The following is a 26931-nucleotide window of genomic DNA, read 5'->3' as shown; positions in this document are numbered from 1 at the left end:
GATGCGGCTCACCGGCGACGACTACGCCGAGCTCGACGCCCGGCTGCAGGAGCACGACACCCATCTCCAAAGCCGCTATCCGGGGGAGCGCGCCGGCCGCCAGCCGGTGCACACCGTCTACGTTCCCGCCGACCGCCTCGACGGCTTCCGTGACTGGGGCCCGAGCGCGCTGAAGGCCATGGACGAGTTCGGTTTCCCCTGGCGCGAGGAGGGCGTCGAGGCGAAACTGCGCACCGAGCCGATCGAGGACCTCCGGGTCGACTTCGAGGACGGCTACGGCGTCCGCGACGACGACCAGGAGGACGCCGAGGTCCTTCGGGCCGTCAAGATCCTGCGCGACGGGCCGCGGCCGCCCTTCCTCGGCCTGCGGATCAAGTCGCTCGAGGCGCCGACCCGCCATCGGGCGCTGCGCACGCTCGACCTGTTCCTCGACTCCTATCAGGACACCGACATCGTCGTCACCCTGCCCAAGGTCAGTGGCCCGGCCCAGGTCGAGGCCATGGTGGCCCTGCTCGACAAGCTCGGGGCGCCGATCGGCTTCGAGATCCAGGTCGAGCTGCCCAGCGCCATACTGTCGGCCGACGGCGTGGCCACGGTGGCCCAGCTGATCACCGCCGCCGAGGGGCGCTGCACGGGCCTGCACTACGGCACGTACGACTACAGCGCCGCCGCCGGGGTGGCCGCCGCCTACCAGGCGATGGACCATCCCGCCGCCGACTACGCCAAGGCCGTCATGCAGGTGGCCGCCGCCCAGACCGGTGTCCGGCTCTCCGACGGCTCGACCAACGTCTTGCCGGTGGGCACCCGCGACGAGGTCCACCACGCCTGGGAGCTGCATCACCGCCTCGTGCGCCGCTCGCTCGAAAGGGGCTTCTACCAGGGCTGGGATCTCCATCCGGCCCAGCTGCCGACCCGCTACGCGGCCACGTACGCGTTCTTCCGCGACGGCCGCGACACCGCGATCACCCGGCTGCGCCGCTACGTCGACCGGCAGGACAGCGGCATCGCCGACGAGCCCGCCACCGCCCGCGCCCTGGCCGCCTATCTCCTGCGCGGCCTCGACTGCGGCGCCCTGACCGACGCCGGCTTCTCCCGACCCGAGCTGATGACCTTCCTCTAACGTGATCGACGGGCATCGTTCAAGGAGGCGATCCATAGTCACGGAATGAAGAAACTCGCCCTGATCCTCGGCGCGACGCTCGCCCTGATCTCCGCCGGCGCCTCGGCCCAGGCCACCCCCGGCCGCGGCGACAGCGCGCTGGCCAAGGACCTCGCCGCCGTGACCCGCTCCACCGCGTGGACCCAGCTGTCCGCGCTGAAGCTGAACTTCCCGACGTACCACCCGGAAGGGCTGGTCGTCACCAAGGACCGCTTCTACCTGAGCGCGGTCGAGATCATCGAGCCCACCGTCAAATATCCGGAGCCCGTCGACGGCTACGACCGCACGCCCGGCAAGGGCGTCGGCCACCTGTTCGTCATCGACCGCACCGGCAAGCTGATCAAGGATGTGATCCTCGGCCACGGCATCGTCTACCACCCCGGCGGCATCGACATCGCCGGCGACGACATCCTCGTCCCGGTCGCGCAGTACCGGCCGAACAGCTCGGCCGACATTTACAAAGTCAGCACCCGGACCCTGAAGGCGACCCGTCTCTTCACGGTCCGCGACCACATCGGAGGCATCGTCCACGACCCGACCACCGGCCGCTACGTCGGCAACAACTGGGGCTCGCGCACGTTCTACGAGTGGACGCGCGAGGGTCGCCAGCTGACCACGTGGCCCAACCTGACCAACCTGATCGACTTCCAGGACTGCCAGTACGTGCCCGCCGGCAAGATGGCCTGCGCCGGCATCACCGCGCTCCCGCAGGCCCCGGGCGCCACCGGCAGCTACGAGCTCGGCGGCATCACGCTGATCGACCTGCACCGCCGCGCGATCGTCAACGAGTTCCCGTTCCAGCAGTGGTCCGCCGCCGCCCACGTGCTGACCCGCAACCCCGTCAAGCTCGCCGCCACCGGCTCCACCATCACCATGTGGGCCGCCCCCGACAACGGCGAAGAGGTGGGCGGCACGCAGATCTACACGCTCCAGGCTTCCGTCGGGTAAAACCCCAGAAGCAGACGGCCACGGTACGCAGGGGCAGGCGGGCCAACCGCACCATTGAGCACCCGCCTCCTCAGCGCGACCTTCCTGCCGCTCAAGGCCGTAGCGCGACTTTCGCGCTATTGCATGGCTGGGCCGCGGCTCGCCGGACGCGCCGCCGTACTGCTGGCTTCGCTGATCCGCCAGGCCCAGGCCTCGCCGCATCACGTCGCCGGTTTGGGCGGTTAGGGCAGGCTTCCCCTTGTGCGACATGGGTGATCCGCTACGTTTGCTCGTGTGCGGACGCCGATCAATGTCTCTACATGGGACGGTCCGGCCGATCGTGTGCCCGCGATCCTGGTGCACGGCACCTTCACGTGGGCGGAGCTCACGTTCGAGCACCAGCGGCCGCTGGCCCGGCGCCGGCGAGTGCTGCTGCCCGACCGGCGCGGTTTCGGCGACAGCCCCGATCTCGAGGGCGAGGGCGTCACCAGCGACTACGCGGTCGACGCGGACGATGTCGTCGCCCTGCTGGGTGCGGGCGCTCACCTGGTCGGTCACTCGTACGGGGGCACGGTCGCGATGCTCGCCGCGGCCGCCCGGCCCGATCTGGTCCGGTCGCTGACCCTGATCGAGCCGTGCGCGCATCAGCTGGCCGCCGCCGAGCCGGTCGTGGCCGCCGCCGTCGAGGACGGCCGCCGGTTCATGGCCGGAGCCCGTCGAGGAACCCCGGAGGAGTACGTTGCAACCGCGTATCGTGACGCGACCCCGCCCGAGCCGGCCGACCGTCTGCTCCGCGCGGCGCGGACGGCGCTGGGCGAGCGTCCTTGCTGGCTGGCCGAGCTGGCCGTCACGCCGCTTGCGCAGGCCCCCTTCCCGAAACTGGTGATCCTCGGCGGCTGGGAACGGACCCCGCCCGGCTACCGCCCCGGCATGGCCGCCGTCATGCGCACGGTCGCCGCCACCACCGCCGACCTGATAGGCGCCCGCCTCGCCCGGATCCCCGGCGCCGCCCACGAGCCGCAGCGCGAACAGCCCGCCGCGGTCAACGCCCTCCTCGAGAAGTTGTGGGACGGAACGGAGGAGACGGCATGCCCGTCACCGGACGCCTGATCGGCGACAGCCTGCGGCCCGGGGCCGAGTTCGCGCCGCCCGGCGTGCGCATCGTCCGCGTCTTCCGCCAAGATTTGGAAGGCACGCAGACCGCCACCCAGCCCGCGGCCTGGACCGTCATCGACTTCGAGGCCGACGACGCGGAGGCGGTGGCCGGCGCCCTGGCCGCCGCGCTCAACCCCGACGGCGGCTGGTACGCCGACTTCAGCGACGGCGACGACCACATCATCGTCTTCGCCGGCCGGGTCTTCCGCTGCCCGTCCGGCGACTCCGCGGCCGACGAGGCCGCCAAGTCCTACGGCCGCTCGGTCGGCGTGCCCGAGCATCAGCTCGACTGGGGAAGCGCCTGAGGGGACCGGGGGCGTCCGACGCGAGCCGGTCAGTGCGCCCGCTCGTGGGCGCCGGCCGGGTCGACGTGGATCGTGGCCGTCGCCAGGTGGGGGAGGTGGTGGGCCAGCTCGTGCTCGGCGTCGGCGGCGATGTCGTGGGCGGCCACCAGCGTCAGGTCGGCCGGGACGACGACCGTGGCCTCGGCGTGCAGCTTGTGGCCGATCCAGCGCAGCCGCAACCCCGGGACGTCGTGGACGCCGGGCACGTGGCGCAGGGCGTGTTCGGCCCGGTCGACCAGGGCGGGATCGACCCGGTCCATGAGGCGGTGGTAGATCTGCCGGGCCGCGTCGGCCAGCACGAACGTGATGGCCACGGCGATGGCCAGCCCCACCACCGGGTCGGCCCAGGCCAGGCCGAGCCATGATCCGGCCGCGGCGGCGACCACGGCCAGCGACGCGAAGCCGTCCGTGCGGGCGTGCAGCCCGTCGGCCACCAGCGCGGCCGAGCCGATCCGCCGGCCGACCGTGATGCGGTAGCGGGCGACGACCTCGTTCCCGGCGAAGCCGATCACGCCCGCCGCCAGCACCCATCCGGCGTGTTCCATCGGCCGCGGGTCGAGCAGCCGGTCGACCGCGGTCCAGCCCGCCGCCACCGCCGAGGCCGCGATGACCATCACGATCACCACTCCGGCGAGGTCTTCGGCCCGGCCGAAACCGTAGGTGTAGGCCCTCGTGGCGGCCCTGCGCCCGAGCAGAAAAGCGATTCCCAGGGGTACGGCGGTGAGCGCGTCGGCGACGTTGTGCAGCGTGTCGCCGAGCAGCGCGACCGATCCGGAGAAGCCCACGACGACCGCTTGCAGCGCCGCCGTCACCCCGAGCACCGCCAGCGATATCCACAGGGCCCGCATGCCCTCGGCCGAGGCCTCCATCGCGGGGTCGACCCGCGTCGCCGTGTCGTGCGAATGCGGTCGGTTCATGAACCGACCATACGGCCGACACTAGGCATGCGACAACGCGGTAAAAGCCAATGAGCTGCAAGAACGAGCGAATGGCGCCCGAGGTTGCGCGGGTAGCCGATCATGGCTCAGGAACACAGTCAGTGAGGACGTACGCATGCGGATGAGCAAGGCAGTCAGGGCGGTCGCCGCGGGCACGATGCTGGCGATCGCCGCCGGGTGCAGCGCCTCGGGAGACACGCCGCCGGCCGGCGCCCCGAGCGCGAGCCCGACCGCGACCGCGATCGCGAGCGCGCCGGTGCCGAGCACCCCGGCGCCGGACGCCCACCAGGTGGCCCTGGCCGCCCTGCCGGCCAATCTGCGGGCCCGCATCCCGCAGTTCCCACCCGCGCCCCCGGCGACCAAGGTGACACTGCCGCCCGGCGACTCGGCCGGCTGGTACAGCCGCATCCCGACCGACCAGAAGGTCGCCTTCATCACCATCGACGACGGCTGGGTGAAACATCCCCTCGCCCTGAAGCTGTTCCAGGCCTCGAACGTGCCGATCACCCTGTTCCTCGAGATCAACGCGATCAAGGACAACCCCGATTTCTTCAAGCCCTTGCAGGCGGCCGGCGCCACCATCGAGAACCACACGATCAGCCACCCCAACCTGCGGGGCCGGTCGTACGCGTCGCAGAAGCGCGAGATCTGCGGCGGCGCCGACCAGTTGGCGCAGTACTACGGCCGCCGCCCGGTGCTGTTCCGCCCGCCGGGCGGCACCCACGACGCCACCACGCTGCGGGTGGTCAAGGACTGCGGCATGAAGGCCGCCTTCTACTGGAAGGAGACCACCGACCACGGCGTCGTCTTCTACCAGGAGGGCAAGACCGTCAAGCCCGGCGACATCATCCTGATGCACTTCCGCCCCCGCTTCGTCGACGACTACCTGGCCGTCCTCAACGCCATCCACAAGGCCGGCCTGACCCCGGCCCGGCTGGAGGATTACATCCCCTGAGAACGCGGGGCAGCCGCTAGGCTCGGCGGATGGTCGATCTGGTGCTGCGGTCCCGGCGGGTCGTGACGGGCCATGGGGTGCGGCCGGCGGCGGTGGCGGTCGAGGGCGGCCGGATCGTCGGTGTCGACGACTACGACCAGGTGTACGACGCGGCGATCGACACCGATCTGGGTGAGACCGCGCTGCTGCCGGGCTTGGTCGACACCCACGTGCATGTCAACGAGCCGGGGCGTACGGAGTGGGAAGGCTTCGCCTCGGCCACGCGGGCGGCCGCCGCCGGCGGGGTCACGGTCATCGTCGACATGCCGTTGAACAGTCTGCCGCCCACGGTCAGCGCCGAGGCGCTGGCGATCAAGCAGGACGCGGCCCGGGGGCAGACCCACGTCGACGTGGGGTTCTGGGGCGGCAAGATCCCGGGCAACACGCCGGACCTGCCGGGGCTGCACGCGGCCGGGGTGTTCGGGTTCAAGGCGTTCCTGGCCGACTCGGGCGTGCCGGAGTTCCCACCCGTGTCGGGGGAAGAGCTGACGGCGGCGCTGGCCGCGACGGACGCCCTGTTCGTGGTGCACGCCGAGGATCCGGAGCACCTGACCGCGTTCGCGTCGTCGGCCTCGTACCGGGACTTCCTGCGGTCGCGGCCGGCCGAGGCCGAGCACGCGGCGGTGGCCACCGCGATCGGTGCGGCCCGGCGCAGCGGCGGGCGGGTGCACATCCTGCATCTCTCGGCGGCCGGCGCGCTTCCGCTCATCGCCGCCGCCCAGGCCGAGGGCGTGCGGGTGACGGCCGAGACGTGCCCGCATTACCTGACGCTCGACGCGGACGCGATCGCCGACGGGGCCACCGAGTTCAAGTGCTGCCCGCCGATCCGGGACGCGGCCAACGCCGACCGGCTGTGGCAGGCCCTGGCCGACGGGCTGATCACCTGCGTGGTCAGCGACCACTCGCCGTGCACGCCGGAGTTGAAGCGGCGCGACACCGGCGACTTCGCGGCGGCCTGGGGCGGCATCGCGTCGGTGCAGCTCGGCCTGCCGGTGATCTGGACGGCGGCCCAGGCCCGCGGCTACACGCTCGGTGACGTCGTGGATTGGATGGCGCGGCGGCCGGCCGACCTGATCGGGCTGCGGGACAAAGGGCGGATAGCGGTGGGCGCGGACGCCGATCTGGTCGCCTTCGACGCCGAGGAGACCTTCGTCGTCCAGCCCGGGCGGCTGCACCACAAAAACCCGGTGACGCCCTATGCCGGAAAGACGTTGCAAGGCGTGGTCCGCACGACGTGGTTGCGCGGGCACGCGGTCACCGGGTCGGCCCCGGCCGGCATGTTCCTGAGCCGAGAGGACGCTTGATGGACGAATTCATCGCGCTTCCCGACCTGGCGTCGAGGGCGTTCGGCGGCGGCGTCGTCTACGCGAACGACGAGTTCTTCGCGGCCGCCGACCATCTGGTGCTGCCCACCGCGCCGGTCTTCGCGCCGAGGACCTTCGACCACAAGGGCCAGGTGTACGACGGGTGGGAGACCCGCCGGCGGCGCCAACCCGGGTCGGACGTGGCGATCGTGCGGCTGGGCGCCCCCGGTGTCATTCGCGGCGTCGATGTGGACACCGCGTTCTTCACGGGCAATTTCCCGCCGTACGCCTCAATCGACGGTTTGGCCGTTGAGGGTTATCCGGCGCCGGCCGAGCTGGTGGAGGCGGAATGGATTCCGCTGGTCGCCAAGTCGCCGCTCGAAGGGGACAGCCGCAATCTGTTCGCGGTGACCGACGAGCGCCGTTTCACGCATGTGCGACTGACGATTCATCCCGATGGGGGAGTGGCCCGTCTGCGGGTGCACGGCACGCCAGTTCCGGACCCCGCGCTTCTGCCGTCCGAGTTCGATGTAGCGGCCATTGCTTACGGAGCCACGGTCACTGACTGCAGCAACACCTTCTACGGCCACCCCGAGAAAATGCTCATGCCGGGCCTGGCGCTGCACATGGGCGACGGCTGGGAGACCTCGCGGCGCCGCGACGACGGCTACGACTGGGTGGAGATCCGGCTGGCCGCGCCCGCGCAGCTTTCCTTTGTGGACCTGGATACCACCCACTTCAAGGGCAATGCGCCCGGGTTCGCCACGTTGATCGGCAAATCCGACAAGTCGAATTGGGCCGAGATTCTCCCGAAGGTCGCGCTGACACCCGACACCCCGCATCGGTTCCGCGTGGAGTCGCCGACGGTCACCCACGTACGACTCGACATCTTCCCGGACGGCGGCATGGCTCGCCTGCGCCTGCACGGCCGCCCCACACCCGGCTTCCTCGACGACAACTTCCGGCGGTGCCACTGATGGCGTACGACGAAATCCTGGCCCAGCGCCTCCGCGACCGGCTCGCCGAGCCGGACGTCACCGAGCGCAAGATGTTCGGCGGTCTGGCCTTCTTCACCAACGGCAACATGACAGTGGGCGTGCACGCCGACGAGCTGATCGTGCGCCTCGGCCCGGACGGCATCGCGGCCGCGCTCACCCGCCCCGGCGTGCGGCCGTTCGAGGTGGGCGGCCGCTCGATGAAGGGGTGGATCCTCGTCGCCGGCGACCATCTCGACGATCCCGAGCTGGACGGCTGGCTGGCCGAGGCGCGCGATTACGCGGGGGCGCTCCCGCCGAAGTGAGCGGGCGGGGCGACGCGGCGCGCCCACTCGGCCGCCTCGTCGCCGGGCAGCGTCCGCGTCACCACCATCTCCGGCAGCATGAGTGGATAGGAACGACCGAGATTCCAGCTTCGGTGGTACGCCGGCGGGTCGAGCACGACCACACGATGATCCCCCAGCAGCGGGATGCCGGCCGGCCGGCCCTCGTTCCAGATCCAGGCCCCGGTGGCGTCGGTCAGGTTGAACTGCCCCTGAATGCCACCCTCGGGCATCAGCTCGCCGTTGGTGGCGGCGGCCACCCAGGCCGGTCGCGGCGCGGTGCCCGGCAGCCGCTCCGGCCCGATCAAGGTGGCGGCCAGCAGCGTGTGAAGCTGAAAGTTGTCGCCGATGCCGCTGATCTTCAGGTCGTACGCCCGGCCGGTCTCCCGATGCAGCACCAGCAGCGGCTCGTCGTCGAGAACCAGTAGCAGGCCGTGCAGCCAGGGCGCGTCCTCGATCCGGTCGCCGACGGCGGTCGTGGCGGCGGTCAGCCGATCACGGTGCGGCAGTGACAGCCGGGCGTTCTTCTGCTGCAACGGAAGCAGAAGGCTGGGAATCCAGGCGTTCACGGTGAACCAGGCCTGGACGACCTCGCCGGCCTCCTCGGGCGCGATGCCCGAGGCCCGGACGACACGCTCGCGCAGCACACGATATTCGGTGGCACCGGACGGCGGGGCGACGTCATCACCGAGCTCGTCGGCGACCGCCGCGAACTGCGCGGCCAGCTCCAGCCCACCGGCCACCCGGTCGGCGAGGACACCGAGCACGGGCAGCGGATCGCCCCCGATCTCGATGAGGGCCGCCACCAGCGAGGCCAGCTGCCCGCCGTTGCCGAGCGCGACCTGCTCGATCGCCGGCGTGAGGCGGACGAGGCCCGCGCTGAGATCCTCGGTCGAGGACTTCTGCGCCTGCCCCACGACGGCACGGAAACTCTTGGTGGAAGCCCGCTCATCAAGCCGGATCACGGCATCAGCAAGCTCGGTGCAGAGATCGGGAAGGGCCCGCGCGCGACGTCCGAACATCGATGCATCGTACGGTTCCCAGTTGTGACCCGAACCGTGACACTGCTCCTGATCGATGCCAACGGCACGCTGCTGGGCGAACTCCCCCCTTTCGAGACCCCGATCCCGTGGTGGCAGGAGGTCTCCGACTTCACCGAGCGGGCCGGCCCCGCCGACTTCCAGGTGCTGCGCCTCCTGCACGGCGACCGCTCGGCCCCACCCGGCGGCCACGTCACCTATCTCGCCCAAGTAACCGAGAAGACCGCAAATATCCGAAAAATCGGGCGCCCATGGAACTCGGACACGCTCAATGCGACCGGCGCGACCGGCGCGACCGGCGCGACCGGCGCGACCGGCGCGACCGGCGCGGGCGCAGGGGGCGTGAGCGTTGAGCTGGGGCCGCAGGCCAAGCGGGCGGCCTATGCCGAGGTCAACGGGCCTGCGGAGTCTCTGGGGTGGGCGGCGGAGGTTCTGCCTGGGGTCACTGCCTATCAGCAGCGGACCTGGAACCTTTCGGCCATCTGGCGGCTTGATGGGGCCGGCGGCAAGACCGAAGCCTGGCTCAAGCAGGTTCCGCGTTTCTTCGGGCATGAGGCGGAGGTCATTCGGCTGCTCGGGGAAGTCGCGCCCGGGCTTGCTCCGAAGCTGATCGCCGCGGGGGAGCAGGGGCGGATGCTTCTGGCGCACGCGCCCGGGGAGGACCGGTACGGCGCCGGGCCTGAAGTGTGCGCCGACATCGCCGCCGCATTCCATCCCATCCAGCACTATTTCGCGGAAAATCCGGCGGGGCTGAGCATCATTCCGGATGCGCGGCTCACCTTCGAGGTCTTTGTGCGCGTCGCCGAGCCGTACGTCAAAAGCATCTCCGGTCTGGGAAAGCTCCTCGACGATCTCCCGCGGCGCATCGCGGCGATCGCGGAATGCGGCCTGCCCGACACGCTCGTCCATGGGGATCTGCACCCGGGGAACGTCCGCACCGATGATCGCGGGCGGCTGACCATCATGGACTGGGGGGACTGCGCGTTCGGCAATCCGGGGTTCGACATTCTGCGGCTCACCGACGACCCCGGCGTGATCGATGCCTGGTGCCGGCGCTGGGAGGCGACCGGAGCCGATCCTCGGCGGGCCATCGAGCTGCTCCGGCCGCTGGCCCCGCTGCGTAGCGCCGTCGTCTATGCCGGGTTCCTCGAAAATATCGAGCCGTCTGAATTTCCCTATCACGCGGAAGACGTTTCCGCCGCGCTGGCCGCCGCCGCCTCTATCGTGGGGGAGTGAGCCGGCGGGGGTTCCTCGAACAGATCCGGCAGGGCGGTGTGTCCCTGAGCCCGGAGCTGGCCGCCGCGTTCGCCGCCGTGCCCCGCGAGGCCTTCGTCCCGGACGGCTTCCAGCGCCGCGACGGCACGTGGGCCAAGCCGTCCGACGCCGACTTCCTCGAGCTGATCTACAAGGATGACGTGCTGGTCACCAAGGTCGACGGGCGGACGCCGATCAGTTCGTCCAGTCAGCCCTCGCTCATGGCCATGATGATCGAGGCGCTCGACGTCCGGCCGGGTCACCGCGTGCTCGAGATCGGCGCCGGCACCGGCTACAACGCCGCCCTTCTGGCCTCGCTCGGCGCCGAGGTCGTGAGCGTCGACGTCCAGCCCGATGTCGCCGGCAAGGCTCGTGAGGCTTTGAAAGCAGCCAAGATTGATGGTGTACGGGTGGAGCACGGCGACGGCTACGCCGGATCGGCGGGCGACCGCTTCGACCGTGTCATCGTGACCGTCGGCATCGCCGGCCTCTCCCCGCGGTGGCGGGCCGAGGTCGTCGTCGCCCCGGTCGAGCACGCCGGCACCCACCCGGTCCTGGCCGTCCGCGACCGGGCCGGCACGGTCGTCACCCCGTCCGGGTTCATGACCGCCGCCGGCCCGCTCACCGCGGCGCATCCCTTCCCGGCCCCGGCCGCCCCGGGCACGCTGGCCGAGTTCACCGACTACGAGGGGCCGTGCTTCGACCCGCCGCTGGAGCCGCTCACCTACCGCGACCTCTGGTACGCGGCCGGCGTCTGGAACCGCCGGACCACCCTCGCCGCCGTGCCCCACCGCGAGCAGAACGCCCTGATCATCCTCGACCTGACCCGCACCGGCGGCGCCGTGGTCCTGCCCGACGGCAGCGTGCTGGCCGGTGGCGCCGAGGCTGCCGCCTGGGCCGCCGAGGCCGCCGCCCTCCGCGACCGCTGGCTCGGCGCCGGCCGCCCGCCGATGCGTGCCTGGCGCGTCGGTCTCGCCCCGGCCGGCGATCCGGAGGCCCCGATCCTGGTCCCGTCGTCCTGGGAGTTGACCCGATGAGCCGTGTGGACGTGGTCCGGGCCTGGCTGCGCGATCGGGGCGCCGAAAAGATCCCGCACGCGGGCGGGTCCCTCTACGAGCACCTCAACCGCGTCCGCGACCGGGTCGAGGGGCACGGCCTCGGCGAGGACGAGCAACTGGCCGCGCTCACCCACGCCGCGTACGGGACCGACGGTTTTCCGGTCGTCCTGCTCGACGTGGCCGACCGGCAGCAGCTCCGGTCGCTGATCGGGCGGGAGGCCGAGGCGATGGTCTACCGGTACGGCGGGTGCGACCGCGGGCGCACGTGGCGGGCGCTGCCGTCGACGTGCACGGTCTGGAGCCGCTTCACCGGGCACGCCGAGTCGCCGACCCCGGCGCAGCTGCGCGCCTTCGCCGACCTGAGCATCGTCAACGAGCTCGACGTCTACGAGCGGTCGCCCGAGATCGCGGCCAAGGCGGGCGACTACTTCCGGTCGCTCTTCCCGACCTGGGCGCCGCTCGCCTCACCGGCCGTGATGGCCGACTGTCACCGCACGCTCACCATCGGCCCGCCCGGCGGTCACTGAGCGAGCGCCCGTCCGGGTCGTACATGAGCCGGTAGGCCGGCACCGCCCAGATCCGCTGATACCACGGCAGCTTCGACGTCTCGTGCGGCATGATCTGGCCCGGCGGCCGCGGGCCCTTGCCGCCCTCGTCGTGCCACTGCTTCAGGCGGTCGGCGGTGCTGGTCATCACCCGTACCACCGAAACCGGATCCACCAGGTCCTCATCGGACTCCCGGCCGAGATGCTCGCGCGTCAGGGCGAGCCGCAGATCGCGCGGGAAGCGGCGGGCCCCGTCACCCAGCCCGGCCGGGTCGCGCGGCTCCCGCTCGTCGAGCGTGTCGTCGAAGATGGCGTTGGAGAGCTCGCTGTCGTGCGTCCACGAGCGCCGGTTGAAGTTGTCGCTGCCCACGCTGCACCACACGTCGTCGATCACGCAGACCTTGGCGTGCACGTAGATCGGTGTGCTCTCGCTGTTCTCCAGGTCGAGGACGTGCACGCGGTCGGGTGCGGCCATCCGGCACAGCTGGATCGCCTGCTCGCGGCCGACCTCGTTCGGCGGCAGCGCGAACCGCCCGTCGACGTCCGGGTGCCGGGGGACGACGGCGATCAGGTGCAGCTCCGGATTGTCCGTCAGCGCGTCGGCGAACAGCTGGGCCACCTCGGCCGACCACAGGTACTGATCCTCCAGGTAGATCAGCTTCCGGGCCCGCTTGATCGCCTTGGTGTAGCCGCGCGCGATGGTCTGCTCGCCGTTCGACGCGAACTTGTACGGCGGGCGCATGGCCGGATAGGTCCGCAGGACCTGGATGGCGAGCGGCCCGCACTCGGGCGGGTCCGGCGGCTGCTCCGGCAGGCGGTCGGCGCGCAGGTCGGCGCCCTTGAGCTTGTCGGTGACGGTGGAGATCGGGCCGTTCTGGTCGAGCGGCGTCGGATCGTTCCACCGCTCGCGGAACGTCAGGTCGAGCGCGCCCACGACCGGCCCGCGCAGCGCGAGCTGCACATCGTGCCAGGGCGGGGTCTTCCCGTACGCCTTGGCCATCGCGACCGCCTGGGGATCACCGAGATGGCGTTCGTCGTCACGACGGCTGTGGCAGAGATCGATGCCACCGGCGAAGGCGATGTCACGCTCGGGCTGCCCGGGGTGGCGGAGGATCACCAGTTTCTGGTGATGGGAGCCGCCGCGCCGGACCCGCTGGTCGAGCAGCACCTCCCCGCCCGCGGCCTCGATCTCGTCGCCGAGGTTGCGGTTCTCCTCCTCGCTGTAGGCGAGCTTGTCCACGTGGGAACGCCAGAGCAGCCCCTTGACCACCACGCCCCGCTTGGCCGCCGCGCCGAAGAGCTCGACGATCGTCGGCCCGTCGTCGCGCATCCGCTCGTCGGGGTCACCACGCCAGTCGGTGAAGAACAGGTGGTCACCCTCTTGGAGGCTTTCAACCTCCGTTACCAGGCGGTCAAAATAGGCTTTACCGTGAATTAGCGGTTCAGCCGCGTTTCCGGCGACCCAGGTGGGTATGGAGGAGTCCGGGTTGTCACGCTCCTGCGCACTGAGGAACCAGTCAGGCAACGGCACGTCCAACAACCTAAGCCCCCTCGCCGGACCGCGCACCCCGACCGGAGGACCCACTGATGAGCAGTGAGCCGCTGACGACCACCACCGCCGCCACCACCGAAACCGCCCAGGCCGCCGAGAAGGGCCTGCTCATCGCGGTCCTCCTCATCGTCCTGTTCGGTGTCGGAGCCATGCTGTTCATGGCCTAGTCGAGAACCCACTCGTCCTCGCGGATGATCTCCACCACACCCTTGGGGCCGCGGCCGGTGACGGTGATGCCGTCGCCGCCGATCACCACGTCGGTGTGCACGCTCGACATGTTCAGGCCGGCCTCGGCGCGCTGCTTCTCGCTCAGCGCCAGGCCGCCGTCGATCGCGAACGGGAAGCTCTGACCCCACGCGACGTGGCAGCCGGCGTTCTCGTCGAACAGGGTGTTGTGAAAGACGATGCCGGCCCGCGCGATGCGGCTGTCCCGGTCGACCAGCGACACCTCACCCAGGGACCGCGCCCCCGCGTCGGAGTCGAGCTGAGCCCGTACGACATCAGCTCCGGAATCCGCGGTGACCTCGGTGATCCGGCCGCCGGCGAAGGTCACCCGCAGCCCGGTGACCAGCGCCCCGCCCAGCACCAGCGGCTTCGTCAGCCGGATGACGCCGTCCGCGCGCGATTTGTCGGGGCTGGTGAAGACCTCCTCGGTCGGGATGTTCGGCATGTAGGGCACGCCGGCCGGGTCGACCAGCCCGCCGCCGGTCCAGCGCGTGCCCGGCAGCAGACCCACCGTCAGGTCGGTGCCCTCACCCACGTACCGGACCTCGGTCAGCTCGAGCTCGTCCAGCCGCCGCGCCCGCTCACCCAGCGTCGCCGACCGCTCGCGCCAGGCCTCGACCGGGTCGCCGGCGTCGAGCCGCATGGCCGTGCCCACGGCCTCCCACAGCCGGTCCATGTCGGGCTCGCCGAAGATCTGCCGCGCCCAGCCCGGATTGGGCGCGCCCACAGCGGTCCACCGGACGCCGTCGAACAGCGCCCGCCGCATGGCCTGCGACTCCTGGACCGGGATGGCCGCCGCCTTGGCCGGGTCGGCCCCGTCGAGCAGATGCGGGTCGGCGTCACCCATCAGGCGGATGAACGCCACGCCTTCCTTGCGCCACCACTCGGTGCGCTCCAGCGCCCACGGCCGGTTCGCCGTCAGTTGCTCCAGCGTCTGATGGTCGACCGCCTGCCGCCGGATCGGCCCGTCGTCCCAGTCGACCTCGACCCAGCCCGCCCCGGCCCCGTAGGCCGCGGCGACCACGGCCCGGGCGATCTCCAGGTGCGCCGTGTCACTCCTGACCACCACTCCCTGCCCGGGCTGCACGTTGACGCCCACCCGAACCACCAGATCCGCGAACCGCTCGACCAAGCTCATGGGCCCGAGCCTAGGACTCGAGCGCTCTTGGCGGTGGTTCGGCACCGCTGAACAGGGTATGGAGACCTGGTGGAAAATGACGTCAATGACCGGTTCGTACGCGTCCGGGGCGCCGCCGAGCACAACCTTCGGAACGCCGACGTCGACATTCCCCGCGACGCCATGGTCGCCTTGGTCGCGCGGATCGAGGTGCTGCTCCACCTCGGCCTGGGGTACCTCAGCCTCGGGCGCCGTTCCACGACGTTGTCGCCGGGCGAGGCGCAGCGCCTGCGCATCGCCACCCAGTTGCGTTCGGGGCAGTTCGGGGTCGTCTACGTGCTCGACGAGCCCTCCGCGGGTCTGCACCCGGCCGACGCGGAGCCGCTGCACGACGTGTCCGCCGACCTGCCCGAGCCCGACGTCGACGTGCGGGACGTGGCCGGGCTCGTCGGGTCGAACTGCTGTTCCTGCCCGGTACCTACGCGCCGTGCCCCGCCTGCCACGGCGCGCGGTACAACGCGGAGACGCTGGAGGTGACCTACCGCGGAAAGACCATCGCGGACGTGCTGGCGATGTCCGTCGACGACGCCGCCAAGTTCCTCGCCGACGTCCCGGAGACCTCCCGGGCCGTCAGCGCCTCGACCACGCTCACGCCAACGCTGGAACCTGTACGACCGAAAAGTGGGACGTGGTTAGCACCGCTTCGGTCAGGCGAATACCGGTGACGTGCTCCGCGAGATTGAATGCCCGGCTGGAAGCCTCCTCGTCAAAGACGTATTCCGGATCGTCCGGATCGTCGGGACCAAGGTTGAATCCCATCGACCTGAGAACATCGAGCAAGGCGTCCGGATCGCTGCCTTCGCGCCAGGAAGCGTTCCTGAAGTCGAAGGAAACGCGGATCTCCCCGTCCTTCGTCCAGATGAACAACTCGTCGTTGTTCTCGGAGTGATACACGGTAGCGACGTCGGTGCCCTGCGACAGCGTCTCGAGGATCTCCTCGTCGGTGCCGAGCTGGCTGTACTGTTCGACGATCAGCGCGCCGCCCGTCAGCTGGGTGACTGCCACGGAGAACGTTTGCTCGTTCAGATCCTCAAGCCCGGTGATCCGCCCCACCACAGACCCGCCGAGAGCCTTCGCGACCTCGTCTTCAGTGCGACCCTTGACAAAAGTCAAGCAGGACTCCACCGAGAGGCCCGGCCCCGTGACCTCGAACCACCCGTAGTTGTTCACGGCGATCATCAAACCATGGCTCATGAACTGACCCCGCTGATGGCATGCGTGGAGGAGCGCAGACTGCTGACGGCCGCTCTCTGCCTCAGCGGGTGGCCGCCCTGCGCTTCGCGAGGTAGGGCAGCACGAACAGGTACAGGCCGGAGAAGAAGAGCAGGGTCAGCGGCAGCAACGGCACGTAGGAGATCCAGAGAATGGGATCCTCCCGCGCCAAGGCCACGGTGGTCGCGATGACCGTCACGGTGAAGGTGGCGGCGAGCCAACGGTGAATTTGCCGGATCCACTTGTTCATGCCGGTCACGCTAGGGGTGAGGACATGACCGGCGCTTCTCGAAAACTGACCGGCCCGCCTGCTCGACTCTTAAAGCAGCCGGTACAGGGTCAGGGCGGCCAGCGACGGCGCGTCCACGATGTCGCCGCCGCGGAGCATCGCCGTGATCTCGTCGTCGGTGACCGCCCGATGGACCATGTCCTGCTCGGTCGCCTCCCGGTTCGGTTCGCCCTCGGCCAGCTCGGTCGCGAGATAGACGTCGAAACCCTGGGTCGAGTAGCCGTACGCCTCGTAGAGGTGACCGAGGTGGGTCATCTTCCCGGCCCGCAGCCCGGTCTCCTCGGCCAGCTCCTGCCGGGCCAGCGCCGTCTGATCACCGCCCTTGCCGGCGCCCCAGCCGCCCTGCGGGAACTCCCACGCGCGCCGCCCCACCGGATAGCGGAACTGCTCGACCATCCAGAACCCCCGCGACCAGCGCGGCAGCACGAGCGCGAAGTCGGGCTTCTCCACCACGCCGTAGATGCCGGGACTGCCGTCCGGCCGCTGGACCTGGTCCTCCCGCACGGTCATCCACTGGTTGCGGTAGACGACGCGACTGCTCACCTGCTTCATGGTTTCCTTCCGTGCACCCGCTCGACCGTTCCCGCCTTGAGGCGCTGAGATTCGACGATCTCAAAGCCCGCTTGACGTACGGCGGGGAGCTGCCGCCGGGTGAAGTGCTCCCCGGCCGTGGGAATCGTGACGCGTTCCAGCAGCCACTGCGCGGCCCGCACCGGGGCGACGCCGCCGATGTGGTCGAGCAGCAGGAGGCGCCCACCCCGTACGAGAACGCGCTTCATCTCGCCGATCGCCGCGACCGGATCGGGGATCGTGCACAGGCCGAGCGCGCACACCACGGTGTCGAAGGTGGCGTCGCCGAACGGCAGGTGCTCGGCGTCGCCGAGCACCCTTCTCAGCCCGGCCCGGGGCGCGATGGTCAGCATGCCGGCGCTCAGGTCGACGCCGGTCACGGTGACGCCGGGCGGATAGTGGGGCAGTTGCCGTCCGGTGCCGACGGCGACCTCCAAAACCCGGCCGGTTGCCCGCGCCCCGAGCCACTCGCGGCCGCCGGTGAACCAGCGGCGCTCGAGGAACTCGATCTGCCGGTCGTAGCGCGGCGCCGACCGGTCCCAGACCCGCCGCTGCTTGTCGGTCACCGGATCACGTCGATGAGCTCGGCCGCGGAAGTCGAGCGTGGACGGTCGCTGACCTGGCCGTCGCCGAGCTCGACGACCCGCCACCGCCCGTCCGTGCGCAGGGCCAGGTCGACGGTGACGAAGGGCAGGGCGGGGACGGCGCCCTTCAGGAACGACACGTCGATGTCGGGCGGCAACTGATCGGCGGTGTCCGGGTGGGCGGTGATCAGCCGGCATTCGCCGCCGACCCACCACGTGCGCGCCTCGGCGCCGGTGAACTCCTCGAAACGCCGCAGCACGAAACCGCCGGTGAAGTCGTCGCCGCGGAGCTCGCGGAACCGGCGGGCGACGGCGTGGGCTTTCTCGGCGTCGGCCAGATCGGGGATGTACGCGGCCTCGTGCCAGTAGTGCTTCATCGACTTGGTGTAGTCGCGCAGCACCGCGGGCCCGCTGTTGCCGAGGGCGGCCCGGGCCTGGTCGAAGTCACCCCAGGCCGACTCCGGGGTGAAGGGGGCGAGCGCCTCGTACCAGCCGGGCAGCTCATGGCCCTGGCGATACTGCTCGGGGCTGGTCCGCAGGCGGCCGCCACAGGCCTCGGCCAGTCCGGCGTAGGCCTCGCTGGTGAGCATCCATCCGCGATAGACGGCCGGTTCGTCTTCTTGGAAGTCGACCGTCTTCGCGTGGCCCGCGGCCAGGGCATCGTGGTCGACCAGCGTCACCGTGTGGCCGGCGGCGCGGGCGGCGGCGGCCTCCTCGGCGAAGTGCTCGTCGGCGCGGCGCGGATTCAGGACGTCACGAGGCACCAGCAGCATCATGAGCCTTTGATAGCAGGCTTCCGCCGACAACGGTGACCGCGCGGCCGCTCAAATCGGCCCGGCCCAGGCGGGCCGGCCAGTACGGGGTGAGGGCGGTGTGCGCGCCGCCGGTCACCGGGTCCTCGGGGATGCCGTCGGCCGGCGCGAAGAGCGACACGAAGTCGTGGTGCTTTCCGGGTGACGGCCAATGGCGCCCTAGCGGCTCTCCAACAGGAAGCCCTGGTCGCGGAAGGTTTCCACCAGGGTCGCCTCACTCCCGGGCGGGCCCTGGAGGTAGCAGGCGACCGATTTGTCGCTGTCCTCCCACCAGATCGCCCACGGAACCCCCTCCGGCGTTCTGGTGCGCGGGTAGCTGTAGAAACGGCCGTGCAGATCGGAGTCCTGCCGATACCAGGAGTCGCGCCACCCACCCGCATCCTCCAGGTCCTGGTTGGCCTCGCTCGCCGGGCGGTCCTTGGCCATCGTGGTGCTGTCCGGCCATTGCGCGCAGAACAGGTTCATGGAGGAGCCCGGGATGGGGCATTTGTCCATGAGCTGCTTGGTGTTCTTCTTGCTGTAGGGCGAGCAGTCGACGTCGCGCCAGAAGGCCTCGTACGTCTCCGGAAGCGAGAGCGCCACGGCCGCGGCCGACGTGGGCGGCGGCGTGGAGGCCTCCGGCGTCCGCGACCCGGCGGACAGGCCTGGAACGATCCAGACCAGCACGCCCGCGATGGCGACGGCCCCGACGAGAGCGGCCACCGCCTTCACGGTGTTCCCCCGCCCCGGCGGCGCGACTTTCCCCGCCGCGTTACCCGGCGGGGCTTTCCCCGCGCCCACGCCACCGGGCGCGGCCTTTCCCATGTCGGCGCGGCCCGGCGGGGAGGCGGGGCGCTCCACCTTGGTCGGCGACGGCTGCGCGGGCCGGGCGCCGGCCGGCGGCTGGTGGGGGCGCCCGCCGAACAGCAGCACGCGCGCCTGGGCGGCCGTCGGCCGGCTCTCCGGGTTCTTGCGCAGGCACGCCCGGACGCTGGTCAGCAGGGGCTCGTCGAGACCCTCGAGCCGGGGGCGCCGGGACAGGATCGCGTGTGCCAGCTGCTCGCGGTTGTCGCCCGGGAACGCGTGCTGGCCGGTGGCCGCGAACACCATGGTCGAGCCCCACGCGAACAGGTCGGCCGCCGAGGTCAGCGGATCGTTGGCGATCTGCTCCGGCGCCATGTACGGGAACGAGCCGGCGATCTCACCGACCCGCAGCGTCGAGTCGAGCGCCTGCGCGATCCCGAAGTCGATCACCCGGGCGCCGCCCTGCCCGAGGATGATGTTGGCCGGCTTGAAGTCGCAGTGCACGATGCCGGCCTGGTGGATCGCCTCCAGCGCGGTCAGCGCCTGCATGGCCACCTGAAGCAGGTCGCTGTCCTTGAGCGGCCCGTTCTCCCGTACGTGCTCGTCCAGGGTGAGGCCTTCGATGTATTCACTGATGATGTACGGCAGCTCGCCCACCACATCGAAGTCGAGCACCTTGGCCGTCACGAACTGCGCGACCTTGCGCGCGTTCACCAGCTCGCGGTCGAGGTTCCGTTTGAGGGTGCCACTCGGATCCCAGTCCACCCGCAGAACCTTCGCGGCGACCCGCCTCCCGTTCGGGTCGGCGGCCAGATAGACCTCACCCTGCCCGCCCCGCCCGATCCGGGCCAGGGTCGTGTAGGGCCCGATCCGCGCCGGATCGTGCGGCCCCAGCTTCGCCGGTCGCGACATGGGCGCCTCCAGACAAGCGAACACCCATTGTGTGCAGGTGATCACTCTGCGCGCAACGGCCGCCTTTGTCAGGTGCTGTACGTGCCGTCCCAGGGCTCACCGAACCCGAGCCGGTCCGGATAGAGCTCGGCCCACGCGCCCCGCTCCGAATCCGACTCGTCGATCAGGCCGAACGTCACGCCGTCGTAGCGCACCCGGAACGGCCGGACGGCGATGTCACCGGGCGAGGCGCCCGGGAGCCCGTCCAGCAGCCGAGCGAAGATCGCGTCGGCCTCGGTGCGAAGGTCGCCGCGCAGAAACGGCGCCTTTCCGATGAGGACGATCTCGGAGCCGAGGTGGTGGCCGTCGTGATCGAAGCGATGGACGTAGGCGTACCAGTAAAGCCGCTCCCGCTCCCGGTCGGGAGCCTCGTCGTCGTCCCGGCGAGCCCCGTGAACGTTGGCGAAGTACTGCCCGTCGGCGTAGGTCCCGATCGTCTGCACGTGGTACTCGTCGCGGACCATCGGAATCACGGCGGGCAGCGGCATGGCAGCGAGGATAGCCGCGCTAACGGTCGTCCCGGTCGGTGGGCAGCGGACGGGTCGTGGTGGCGCCGTCCGGCGGGATCACCTGCGTCTCGTCGGCGCCGATGACGATCGTGTCGTCCCGCCCGGGATTGACGATCGTGGTGTCGCCCGCCCCTGAAGTGATCACGGTAATGGTCTCGTCATCGCTGCTGGGCGAGGCAGGGGTGTCCGCTGGGGAGCCGGCGGAAGTGGACGAGCGCGGTGGCGGGATCACCTGGGTCTCGTCCGCGGAGGCGGGAGCGGAGGTGGGGCCGGGGGTGGACGGTGGGACGGCGACGGTCGTGGGATCCGGGGCCGAAGCCGGGGCCGGGGCGGGGGTCTGCTCGCGCTGGGCGGCGTAGGCGCGGGCCTGGTCGCGGATGGTGGTGGACTCGGTGGCGGCCCGGGTCAGCCACTGCTCCCAGCGGGACTGCATGGGGCGGATCAGGCCGCCGCCCACGCCGACGATGATGACGCCGGCGATGGTGGCCAGGACGGCTGTCAGCACGGGCTGGGTGACCGAGGTGGCGATGCCCACCTGGTCGAGGGCGGCTATCACGCCGAGCGTGATGACCACGACGGAGACGGCACGGGCCAGGACGCGGGCGTACGGCAGGGCGCCCAGAGCGCTCACGATCAGGTCGGCCGCGGCCCGGCCGATGGCCACGGCCACCACGATGATGACGATGGCCACGAACGCGCGGGGCAGCCACGCGATGACGGTCGCGAGCAGGTCACTGACCGGGTTCGGGCCCCACAGGCCGAAGGCCGCCTGCAAGGCGAACAGCAGGACCGCGTAGAAGACGATCTTCCCGCAGAGGACGCTCGGCGTGATCTTCACGCGGGACAGGGGCGAGCGGTCCAGGCCGGCGCGGGCCAGGCCCTTGGTGGCCGCCGTCCGGAGCAGCCGGGCCACCAGCCATCCGATTCCGACGATGGCGGCGAACCCCAGCGCCGTCGGGACGAACAGCAGCACCGAACGCCACATGTCTTCCATCGCGCCTCCTCACTCTCCTCGCGACCATAGGGCGCAACGACCGAGTCGGCACGGGGACGTTCAGGAGCAGGCGTTTCCGTTGATCGTGCAGCCGCTGGGCAGGTCGTCGCCGTCGGACTGCATGCCGAAGGTGAAGGTCACCGAGTTCCGGGCGCCGATGGTGGCACCGCTGAAGGTGACCCGGCTGCCGCTCGCCGACGCCGAGACGCCGCCACTGAGGACACTGATCGTGGCGCCGCTCGGGATGGTGAGCCTGACCTGCCAGTCTGTGACGGCCGCCGAGTTGGGGTTGTTCACGGTGACCGTGCCCTCGTACCCACCGTCACCGCTGTTGTCGAACCCGTAGACCGCGGTCAGCGGAGCCGAGGCGGGCGTGGTCGGCGCGGGCACGAGCGTCTTGGTCGGCTTCGGGGCTGCGGTGGTCGTGGGTTTCACCGTGACCGGCGTGTTGAGCACGGGCGGTGGCGCTGTCGCGGCCTTCGTGGTCGGCGCCGTGGTGGCCGAGGGTGACGCGGTGGCGGACGGCGACGCGCTGGTGCTCGCGGGCGAGGCCGAAGCCGACGGCGCCGTGGTCGTGGCCTCGGTGGTGGGAGCGTCCACCGTGGGTTCGGCCTCCTCGACCGGCGCCGACGTGGCCACGGCCGCAGTGGTGGGCGCCGGCGACGAGTCCGGCCGCAACACGATGTAGCCGGCCGCCCCCGCCAGGAACACGCCGGCCGCCGCCAGCGCGACCACTCCGGCCCGGCGCCGGTTCCCTTCCCGGTGGCTGCGAGGCTCGGCCCGCGGCGTGGACAGATCGATCATGGCGGTCTCACCCGCCACGGTCCCGTTCTCAGTCTCACTCCAGGGCCCCGCGAACAGCGCGGTCTCGGCCTCCGCGAGCCGCCCACCCGCCGCCGCATCGGCCCGCCCCACCCAGGGGTCACTCTCCGCCGATTCGGCCTTCACACCCTCTTGCCGGTACGAGTCCTCGCCCTCCGCAAAGCGCGCGTACGGGTCGGCCTCGACACCCTCGTGCTCGTACGTCTCGGAGCCCGGCCCGAAAGCCGACCCCTCCCGCCCGTACGAGCCGTCGTTCATCCCCAGGCCGGCGCCATCACGCGGATAGGCCTCAGCCTCCGGCCCCAGCCCGCCGGCCGGCGCCTCGGAGAAATCCTGGTCATACGCACCGTCCGGCGGCCCGAAGGCGTCCCGGCCCCGCGCATAGGCGTCACCCTCCGGCCCGTACGCACCCGCGTCCCGCCCGTACTCGTCGACGTCCCGCTCGTATCCCGCGCCACCAGGCCCGTAGGTCTCGTTCCGGGCGTAGGCGTCGTGACCCGCCGGGTAGTTGCCGTCATGGCCGGCGGAATAGCTCCCGTCGTGGCCGGCGGGGTAGCTCTCGCCGTGACCCGCCGGGTAGTTCCCATCGTGGCCGGCGGGGTAGCCCTCGTTGTGGTCCGCGGGGTAGGCGTCGTTCTGGCCGAAGGCGTCGTAGCCGTTCGCGGGGGGCTCCTCGCGTCCCATCGACGTCGGATACGCTTCATTAGCGACATATCCGTTATATCCGGCTGCCTGGTCGCGGTCGTATCCGTCGCCCTCGGCCGGATAGGCATAGCCGTTCGGCTCGGCCCACGTCTCGTCCGCCGCCGCGGCGCCGTTCCACTCGGCGCCGCCGGTGCGCTGATGGGGGATCTCGCCGGTCCGGGGTGGCTGCTCCTGCGTACCGGAAGCCTGTCCTGGCCATGAAGCCGCCGGCTCCGGCCACGAAGCGTCGCGGCGGGGCGGCCATGACGGGTCGAACGAGGGCCGGGGCGCCTCGAACCGCGTCGTCTCCGCGGCGGAAGGCGGAGCGGCGGAAGGCGGAGCGGCGGAAGGCGGCGCGGCGGAGAAGGAGGCGTCGGTGCCCGGGCTCTGCCGCACGTCGGCGCGGTAGTCCGGTGCGCCATGGCGGGGGCGGCGGTCCTCGGTCACGGCCGCGACTATAAGTGAGCAAGTTAAGGACGGCGACGCGCTCCGGAGCAACAATCGGCTACCCTCAGTGACTTCGCGCGGGGTGGGCTGGGCACGCTCCGGATAGTGCGGACTGGTCGTACCGTCAAGAATCGGACGGTTGGCCGGTGCGGCATCGTCCGAATGGCGGAGTCGGGATACGCTTTCGAGCATGGCCGGCAGCACGGGTGGGGTGAGCCCTTCAGTCATGCCTGAGCTGCCTTCGGCGTCGCGTCTCGTGCACGAGGCCGACTGGTCGTCGACCGCCCTCGGCGCCCGCGACGGCTGGGACCCGGCCGTCGCCGCGACCATCGAGCTGATCCTGGGCTCGCCGATGCCGATGGCGTACAGCCATGGTGACGACTTCCTGCTGATCTACAACGACGCGTACGCGGACCTGATCGGCTCCCTGCATCCTTCCGCGCTGGGCCGCCCGGCCGCCGAGGCCTTCGGTGACCTGTGGCGCGCCCCCGGCCTGGGCGGCGCCGTGCAGGACGTCTACCGCACCGGCCAGCCCTTCCTCGAGGCCGAGACCCAGCTGACCGTGGTCCGCGGCCCGGCCGGCCGGCCCGAGCAGGCCTTCTTCACGCGCGGCCACTCCGTCGTGCTCGACCGGCGGGGCGAGATCGCCGGCGTGCTGACCGTGGCCGCCGAGACCACCCAGGTCACCCGCCGGCTGCAGAGCCTGGGCGACCTGACCGCCCGGCTGGCCGGAGCGCTCACCGTCGACGACGTGGCCCGGGTCGTGCTCGGCTACGCCTCGGCCTCGTTCGACGTCGACCACTGCGTCTTCGCCGTCGACGACGGCGGCGCCTACCGCTATGTGCGCCGCATCCGCGGCGAGATGCTCGACGAGGCCGACGAGCGCCTGCCCCCGGTGTGGAAACGCGCGGCCAACGACCCCCGGGCCCCGCTGGTGGCCGCGGCGACCAGCGGCACGCCCTCTTTCGTGACCGACGGCGAGCCGTTGCGGGAGGTCGCCACCGACCGTCACGAGCAGCGGGTCCGGTCGCTGGCCTCGCTGCCGCTGCGGACCGCGTCGCTGACCGGCGCGCTGACCGTCGGCTACCGCCACGCGCACACCTGGCTGCCGGCCGAGCGCGCGCTGCTGCACGCGGCGGCCCAGTTGGTCGGCCAGGCGGCCGAGCGGGCCCGCCGGTTCGAGGCCCAGCACGGCACGGCCCAGCTGTTGCAGCGGAGCATGCTGCCGGAGCATCTGCCCGAGTTGGACACGTTCCGCATCGCCGCCCGCTACGACGTCGGTGTGGACGGCAACGCGGCCGGCGGTGACTTCTACGACGCGTTCACCCTGCTCGACGGCCGTCTGGCCATGGTGCTCGGTGACGTCGCGGGGCACGACGTGCGGGCCGCGGCCGTGATGGGCCAGGTGCGGGCGGCCCTGCGGGCGATGGCGCTGACCGATCCGGCCCCGCCGAGCGTCCTGGCCGGACTCGACCGGCTGGTCGGCTCGCTGGGCGCCGAGTCGCGCAACGAGGAGATCTTCGTGACGGTCGTGTACGGGGTGCTCGATCCCGCCGACGGCACGATCACGATGTCCAGCGCCGGCCATCCGCCGCCGGTGCTGCGCCGGGCCGGGGTGGCCGGCGAGGCGCCCACGGCCGAGCTGGTCAAGGTGCCGCCGGGCGCGCCGCTGGGCCTGGGCGGCCGCTGGCAGACCGGTCAGGTGCGGCTCGAGCCGGGCGACACCATCCTGATGTTCAGCGACGGTGTCGTGGAGCGCCGCGGCCGCGCGCTCAACGACGGCCTGGACGCGCTGGTCGCGGTGACCGCCTCGGCGGCCAGTGGCGATCCGCGGAACTTGTGTGCGCTGGCGACGACCGCGGTGCCGGGCGCGACCGACGACGACGTCGCCGTGCTCGCGGTGGAGCGTGCGGTCGCGATGAGCCGGTCGGCGACCATGCTGGTGCCGGCCGAGCCGACCGGGCCGTCCCGGGTCCGGCAGTGGATGACCACCCGGCTTCGGGAGTGGAGCCTGCCCGAGGCGGTGATCGGCGCCGCCATCCTGTGCACGAGCGAGCTGACCACCAACGCGCTGCTGCACGCGGGCACGCCGGCTCAGGTGCACATCGACCTGAACGCGGAGCGGCTGCTGGTCTCGGTGGCCGACACGGGCACCCGGGGCACGGTGATCCGTGCGCACACGGACACGATGAGCAGTCGTGGGCGCGGGCTCGGTTTGATTGAAGAGTTGAGCGATTCGTGGGGCACCGACCCGTCGGTGCGGGGGTCGACGGTGTGGTTCGAGATGCTCGTGCCGCCCAGGAGCGCTCCCACGGCCGGCGACTCGTCAGCAGATTAACGATCACGTTACATGTAACGTACGTACGGTCACCTTGTGTAGCGGAAAGACGTTCTAAAGCGGACATTGAACCCCGGGGTAGTGACGGCGCGTATTCATTGCCGTAGAGTCATTCGCAAATCGGGGACGTCCACGTTGGAGCGGTATATGCGGATCAGAGGCTTTGCGCCGTCCACGCCCTGCTGGGTGGAGCTCACCACGTCGAACCCGGATGAAGCCGCCGGTTTCTACGGCGGACTCTTCGGCTGGCGGCTCGACGGTGATCGATTCATGCTCGACGGCCGCGCGGTGGCCGGGCTCAGCCGGAGCCGGTCGGATCGGCCCGAGGGCTGGCTGACCTATCTGGCCGCCCCCGATCTCGAGGGCACGGCCGAGCGTGTCGCGCAGGCGTACGGAAGAGCCTTGACCTGGCCCGAGGAGCGCGACGGGGCCCGCAGCGCGATCGTCGCCGACGGCGCCGGCGCGGTCTTCGGTCTGTGGCAGGCGGCGGGCTTCTCGGGCATGCAGGAGCGCGGCGTGCCGGGCACGATGGCCTGGGCCGACCTGCTGACCGACGACGTGGCCACGGCGACGTCGTTCTACGCGCGGGTCTTCGGCTGGACGCTGACCCACGAGTTCGGCAGCGGCGAGTGGCTGACCGAGGCCCACGACTCGGTGGCCGGGCTGATCACCGGCCGCTACGGCGCCCGCTGGCAGCCGTCATTCCAGGTCGCCGACTGCTCGGACGCCATCGACCGGGTCGCCGGGCTGGGTGGCCGCGTGGTCAACGGGCCGGTCGAGCTGGGCCTGGGCTGCTACGCCGAGATCATCGACCCGTTCGGCGGGTCGTTCGCGGTGACCTCGCCGGTCGCCCGTGAGGTGCGGCTCGACGTCGCCTACAACGACATCATCGGCATGGAGTTGACGTACGGCGGGTAAGAGAACAGGCGTTCGAAGGAGGAGAGCT

29 protein-coding genes are annotated in these 26931 nt (G+C 71.1%); 15 read left to right on the top strand and 14 right to left on the bottom strand.

The window, feature by feature from the left end; all coding sequences use genetic code 11:
* Position 1 precedes the first annotated feature (1 nt).
* The 4 genes from CRP55_RS35005 (at position 2) to CRP55_RS34990 (ending at position 3546) form a co-directional block, all read left to right on the top strand.
* Entirely contained in the window at positions 2-1120 is a 1119-nt protein-coding gene (locus CRP55_RS35005) for a DUF6986 family protein (RefSeq protein ID WP_097325978.1), read from the top strand.
* Between the two features lie 45 nt (positions 1121-1165).
* Positions 1166-2107 carry a DUF6454 family protein gene (locus CRP55_RS35000; protein WP_097325976.1) on the top strand — a complete coding sequence of 314 codons (942 nt, stop codon included), beginning with the start codon at positions 1166-1168 and terminating at the stop codon, positions 2105-2107.
* A 273-nt stretch (positions 2108-2380) separates the two neighbouring features.
* The gene (locus CRP55_RS34995; protein WP_218854777.1) at positions 2381-3196 is read left to right on the top strand and encodes an alpha/beta fold hydrolase; all 816 of its coding nucleotides are present in this window, start codon (positions 2381-2383) and stop codon (positions 3194-3196) included.
* On the top strand, positions 3175-3546 hold the full coding sequence (locus CRP55_RS34990; RefSeq protein WP_097325975.1) for a hypothetical protein: 372 nt from the start codon (positions 3175-3177) through the stop codon (positions 3544-3546). The genes CRP55_RS34995 and CRP55_RS34990 overlap by 22 nt, the downstream gene beginning before the upstream one ends.
* Before the next feature lie 29 nt (positions 3547-3575).
* Here the strand turns inward: CRP55_RS34990 and CRP55_RS34985 are convergent, their stop codons facing one another.
* Entirely contained in the window at positions 3576-4502 is a 927-nt protein-coding gene (locus CRP55_RS34985; RefSeq protein ID WP_097325973.1) for a cation diffusion facilitator family transporter, read from the bottom strand.
* Positions 4503-4638: 136 nt separating this feature from the next.
* On the opposite strand from CRP55_RS34985, the gene CRP55_RS34980 reads away from it, so the two are divergent.
* Genes CRP55_RS34980 through CRP55_RS34965 form a run of 4 tightly spaced genes read left to right on the top strand, consistent with a single transcriptional unit; the run spans position 4639 to position 8121 of the window.
* Positions 4639-5478 carry a polysaccharide deacetylase family protein gene (locus CRP55_RS34980; RefSeq protein WP_245923572.1) on the top strand — a complete coding sequence of 280 codons (840 nt, stop codon included), beginning with the start codon at positions 4639-4641 and terminating at the stop codon, positions 5476-5478.
* A 29-nt stretch (positions 5479-5507) separates the two neighbouring features.
* The gene (gene allB / locus CRP55_RS34975; RefSeq protein WP_097325972.1) at positions 5508-6821 is read left to right on the top strand and encodes an allantoinase AllB; all 1314 of its coding nucleotides are present in this window, start codon (positions 5508-5510) and stop codon (positions 6819-6821) included.
* On the top strand, positions 6821-7798 hold the full coding sequence (gene alc / locus CRP55_RS34970; RefSeq protein WP_097325970.1) for an allantoicase: 978 nt from the start codon (positions 6821-6823) through the stop codon (positions 7796-7798). Before allB ends, alc begins: the two co-directional genes overlap by 1 nt.
* Complete coding sequence (locus CRP55_RS34965) at positions 7798-8121, top strand: TfoX/Sxy family protein (RefSeq protein ID WP_097325968.1); 324 nt, start codon at positions 7798-7800, stop codon at positions 8119-8121. Before alc ends, CRP55_RS34965 begins: the two co-directional genes overlap by 1 nt.
* On the opposite strand, the gene CRP55_RS34960 is transcribed toward CRP55_RS34965, so the two are convergent.
* Positions 8094-9161 carry a hypothetical protein gene (locus tag CRP55_RS34960; protein WP_143235114.1) on the bottom strand — a complete coding sequence of 356 codons (1068 nt, stop codon included), beginning with the start codon at positions 9159-9161 and terminating at the stop codon, positions 8094-8096. The genes CRP55_RS34965 and CRP55_RS34960 overlap by 28 nt on opposite strands.
* A 24-nt stretch (positions 9162-9185) precedes the next feature.
* Here CRP55_RS34960 and CRP55_RS34955 point away from each other — a divergent pair, with 24 nt between their 5' ends.
* From CRP55_RS34955 to CRP55_RS34945, 3 genes are read left to right on the top strand one after another with little or no spacing between them, the layout of a single operon-like run.
* A complete protein-coding gene (locus tag CRP55_RS34955; protein WP_097325964.1) occupies positions 9186-10415 on the top strand; it encodes an aminoglycoside phosphotransferase family protein in 1230 nt (409 codons plus the stop codon).
* Complete coding sequence (locus tag CRP55_RS34950; RefSeq protein WP_097325961.1) at positions 10412-11470, top strand: protein-L-isoaspartate O-methyltransferase family protein; 1059 nt, start codon at positions 10412-10414, stop codon at positions 11468-11470. Before CRP55_RS34955 ends, CRP55_RS34950 begins: the two co-directional genes overlap by 4 nt.
* Positions 11467-12018, top strand: coding sequence for a DUF6817 domain-containing protein (locus CRP55_RS34945; RefSeq protein WP_097325960.1), 552 nt, complete (start codon positions 11467-11469; stop codon positions 12016-12018). Before CRP55_RS34950 ends, CRP55_RS34945 begins: the two co-directional genes overlap by 4 nt.
* Here CRP55_RS34945 and CRP55_RS34940 read toward each other — a convergent pair.
* Complete coding sequence (locus CRP55_RS34940) at positions 11990-13567, bottom strand: phospholipase D family protein (RefSeq protein WP_097325958.1); 1578 nt, start codon at positions 13565-13567, stop codon at positions 11990-11992. The genes CRP55_RS34945 and CRP55_RS34940 overlap by 29 nt on opposite strands.
* Before the next feature lie 56 nt (positions 13568-13623).
* On the opposite strand from CRP55_RS34940, the gene CRP55_RS55825 reads away from it, so the two are divergent.
* On the top strand, positions 13624-13755 hold the full coding sequence (locus CRP55_RS55825) for a hypothetical protein (protein ID WP_281260838.1): 132 nt from the start codon (positions 13624-13626) through the stop codon (positions 13753-13755).
* On the opposite strand, the gene CRP55_RS34935 is transcribed toward CRP55_RS55825, so the two are convergent.
* Positions 13752-14951, bottom strand: a complete 1200-nt coding sequence (locus CRP55_RS34935) for an aminopeptidase (protein WP_097325955.1) — start codon at positions 14949-14951, stop codon at positions 13752-13754. The two genes, CRP55_RS55825 and CRP55_RS34935, sit on opposite strands and share 4 nt — an antisense overlap.
* A gap of 69 nt (positions 14952-15020) precedes the next feature.
* Between CRP55_RS34935 and CRP55_RS34930 the strand changes: the two genes are divergently transcribed.
* Complete coding sequence (locus CRP55_RS34930; RefSeq protein WP_218854776.1) at positions 15021-15467, top strand: P-loop NTPase family protein; 447 nt, start codon at positions 15021-15023, stop codon at positions 15465-15467.
* Between the two features lie 111 nt (positions 15468-15578).
* Here CRP55_RS34930 and CRP55_RS34925 read toward each other — a convergent pair whose 3' ends face one another.
* The 10 genes from CRP55_RS34925 to CRP55_RS34885 all read right to left on the bottom strand — a co-directional run bounded on the left by CRP55_RS34925 (position 15579) and on the right by CRP55_RS34885 (position 23647).
* Complete coding sequence (locus tag CRP55_RS34925) at positions 15579-16184, bottom strand: DUF6461 domain-containing protein (protein ID WP_143235112.1); 606 nt, start codon at positions 16182-16184, stop codon at positions 15579-15581.
* Between the two features lie 61 nt (positions 16185-16245).
* Complete coding sequence (locus CRP55_RS34920) at positions 16246-16452, bottom strand: hypothetical protein (protein ID WP_097326097.1); 207 nt, start codon at positions 16450-16452, stop codon at positions 16246-16248.
* A gap of 69 nt (positions 16453-16521) precedes the next feature.
* Positions 16522-17043 (bottom strand): NUDIX domain-containing protein, encoded by a 522-nt coding sequence (locus tag CRP55_RS34915; protein ID WP_097325952.1) that lies wholly within the window; start codon positions 17041-17043, stop codon positions 16522-16524.
* Positions 17040-17627, bottom strand: a complete 588-nt coding sequence (locus CRP55_RS34910) for a class I SAM-dependent methyltransferase (protein WP_218854775.1) — start codon at positions 17625-17627, stop codon at positions 17040-17042. The genes CRP55_RS34915 and CRP55_RS34910 overlap by 4 nt, the downstream gene beginning before the upstream one ends.
* Positions 17624-18421, bottom strand: a complete 798-nt coding sequence (locus CRP55_RS54070; protein WP_218854774.1) for an ATP-grasp domain-containing protein — start codon at positions 18419-18421, stop codon at positions 17624-17626. The genes CRP55_RS34910 and CRP55_RS54070 overlap by 4 nt, the downstream gene beginning before the upstream one ends.
* Positions 18399-18578, bottom strand: a complete 180-nt coding sequence (locus CRP55_RS34905; protein WP_097325948.1) for a PhzF family phenazine biosynthesis protein — start codon at positions 18576-18578, stop codon at positions 18399-18401. The genes CRP55_RS54070 and CRP55_RS34905 overlap by 23 nt, the downstream gene beginning before the upstream one ends.
* A gap of 38 nt (positions 18579-18616) precedes the next feature.
* Positions 18617-20152: a serine/threonine-protein kinase gene (locus CRP55_RS34900; RefSeq protein WP_097325946.1), complete on the bottom strand. Its 1536-nt coding sequence runs from the start codon at positions 20150-20152 to the stop codon at positions 18617-18619.
* Positions 20153-20220: 68 nt separating this feature from the next.
* On the bottom strand, positions 20221-20679 hold the full coding sequence (locus CRP55_RS34895; protein ID WP_097325944.1) for a hypothetical protein: 459 nt from the start codon (positions 20677-20679) through the stop codon (positions 20221-20223).
* A gap of 19 nt (positions 20680-20698) precedes the next feature.
* A complete protein-coding gene (locus tag CRP55_RS34890) occupies positions 20699-21694 on the bottom strand; it encodes a mechanosensitive ion channel family protein (protein ID WP_245923571.1) in 996 nt (331 codons plus the stop codon).
* Positions 21695-21754: 60 nt separating this feature from the next.
* The gene (locus tag CRP55_RS34885) at positions 21755-23647 is read right to left on the bottom strand and encodes a cellulose binding domain-containing protein (RefSeq protein WP_097325940.1); all 1893 of its coding nucleotides are present in this window, start codon (positions 23645-23647) and stop codon (positions 21755-21757) included.
* 190 nt (positions 23648-23837) lie between these two features.
* Between CRP55_RS34885 and CRP55_RS34880 the strand changes: the two genes are divergently transcribed.
* Together CRP55_RS34880 and CRP55_RS34875 are read left to right on the top strand one after the other, a co-directional pair.
* Entirely contained in the window at positions 23838-25985 is a 2148-nt protein-coding gene (locus CRP55_RS34880) for an ATP-binding SpoIIE family protein phosphatase (RefSeq protein ID WP_097325938.1), read from the top strand.
* A 147-nt stretch (positions 25986-26132) separates the two neighbouring features.
* The gene (locus CRP55_RS34875; RefSeq protein WP_097325936.1) at positions 26133-26903 is read left to right on the top strand and encodes a VOC family protein; all 771 of its coding nucleotides are present in this window, start codon (positions 26133-26135) and stop codon (positions 26901-26903) included.
* Positions 26904-26931 lie beyond the last annotated feature (28 nt).

Source organism: Paractinoplanes atraurantiacus (assembly GCF_900215205.1).
GTDB lineage: Bacteria > Actinomycetota > Actinomycetes > Mycobacteriales > Micromonosporaceae > Actinoplanes > Actinoplanes atraurantiacus.
The sequence above is the reverse complement of the archived record's forward strand: the minus strand, read 5'-3'. Positions and strand labels throughout refer to the sequence as shown.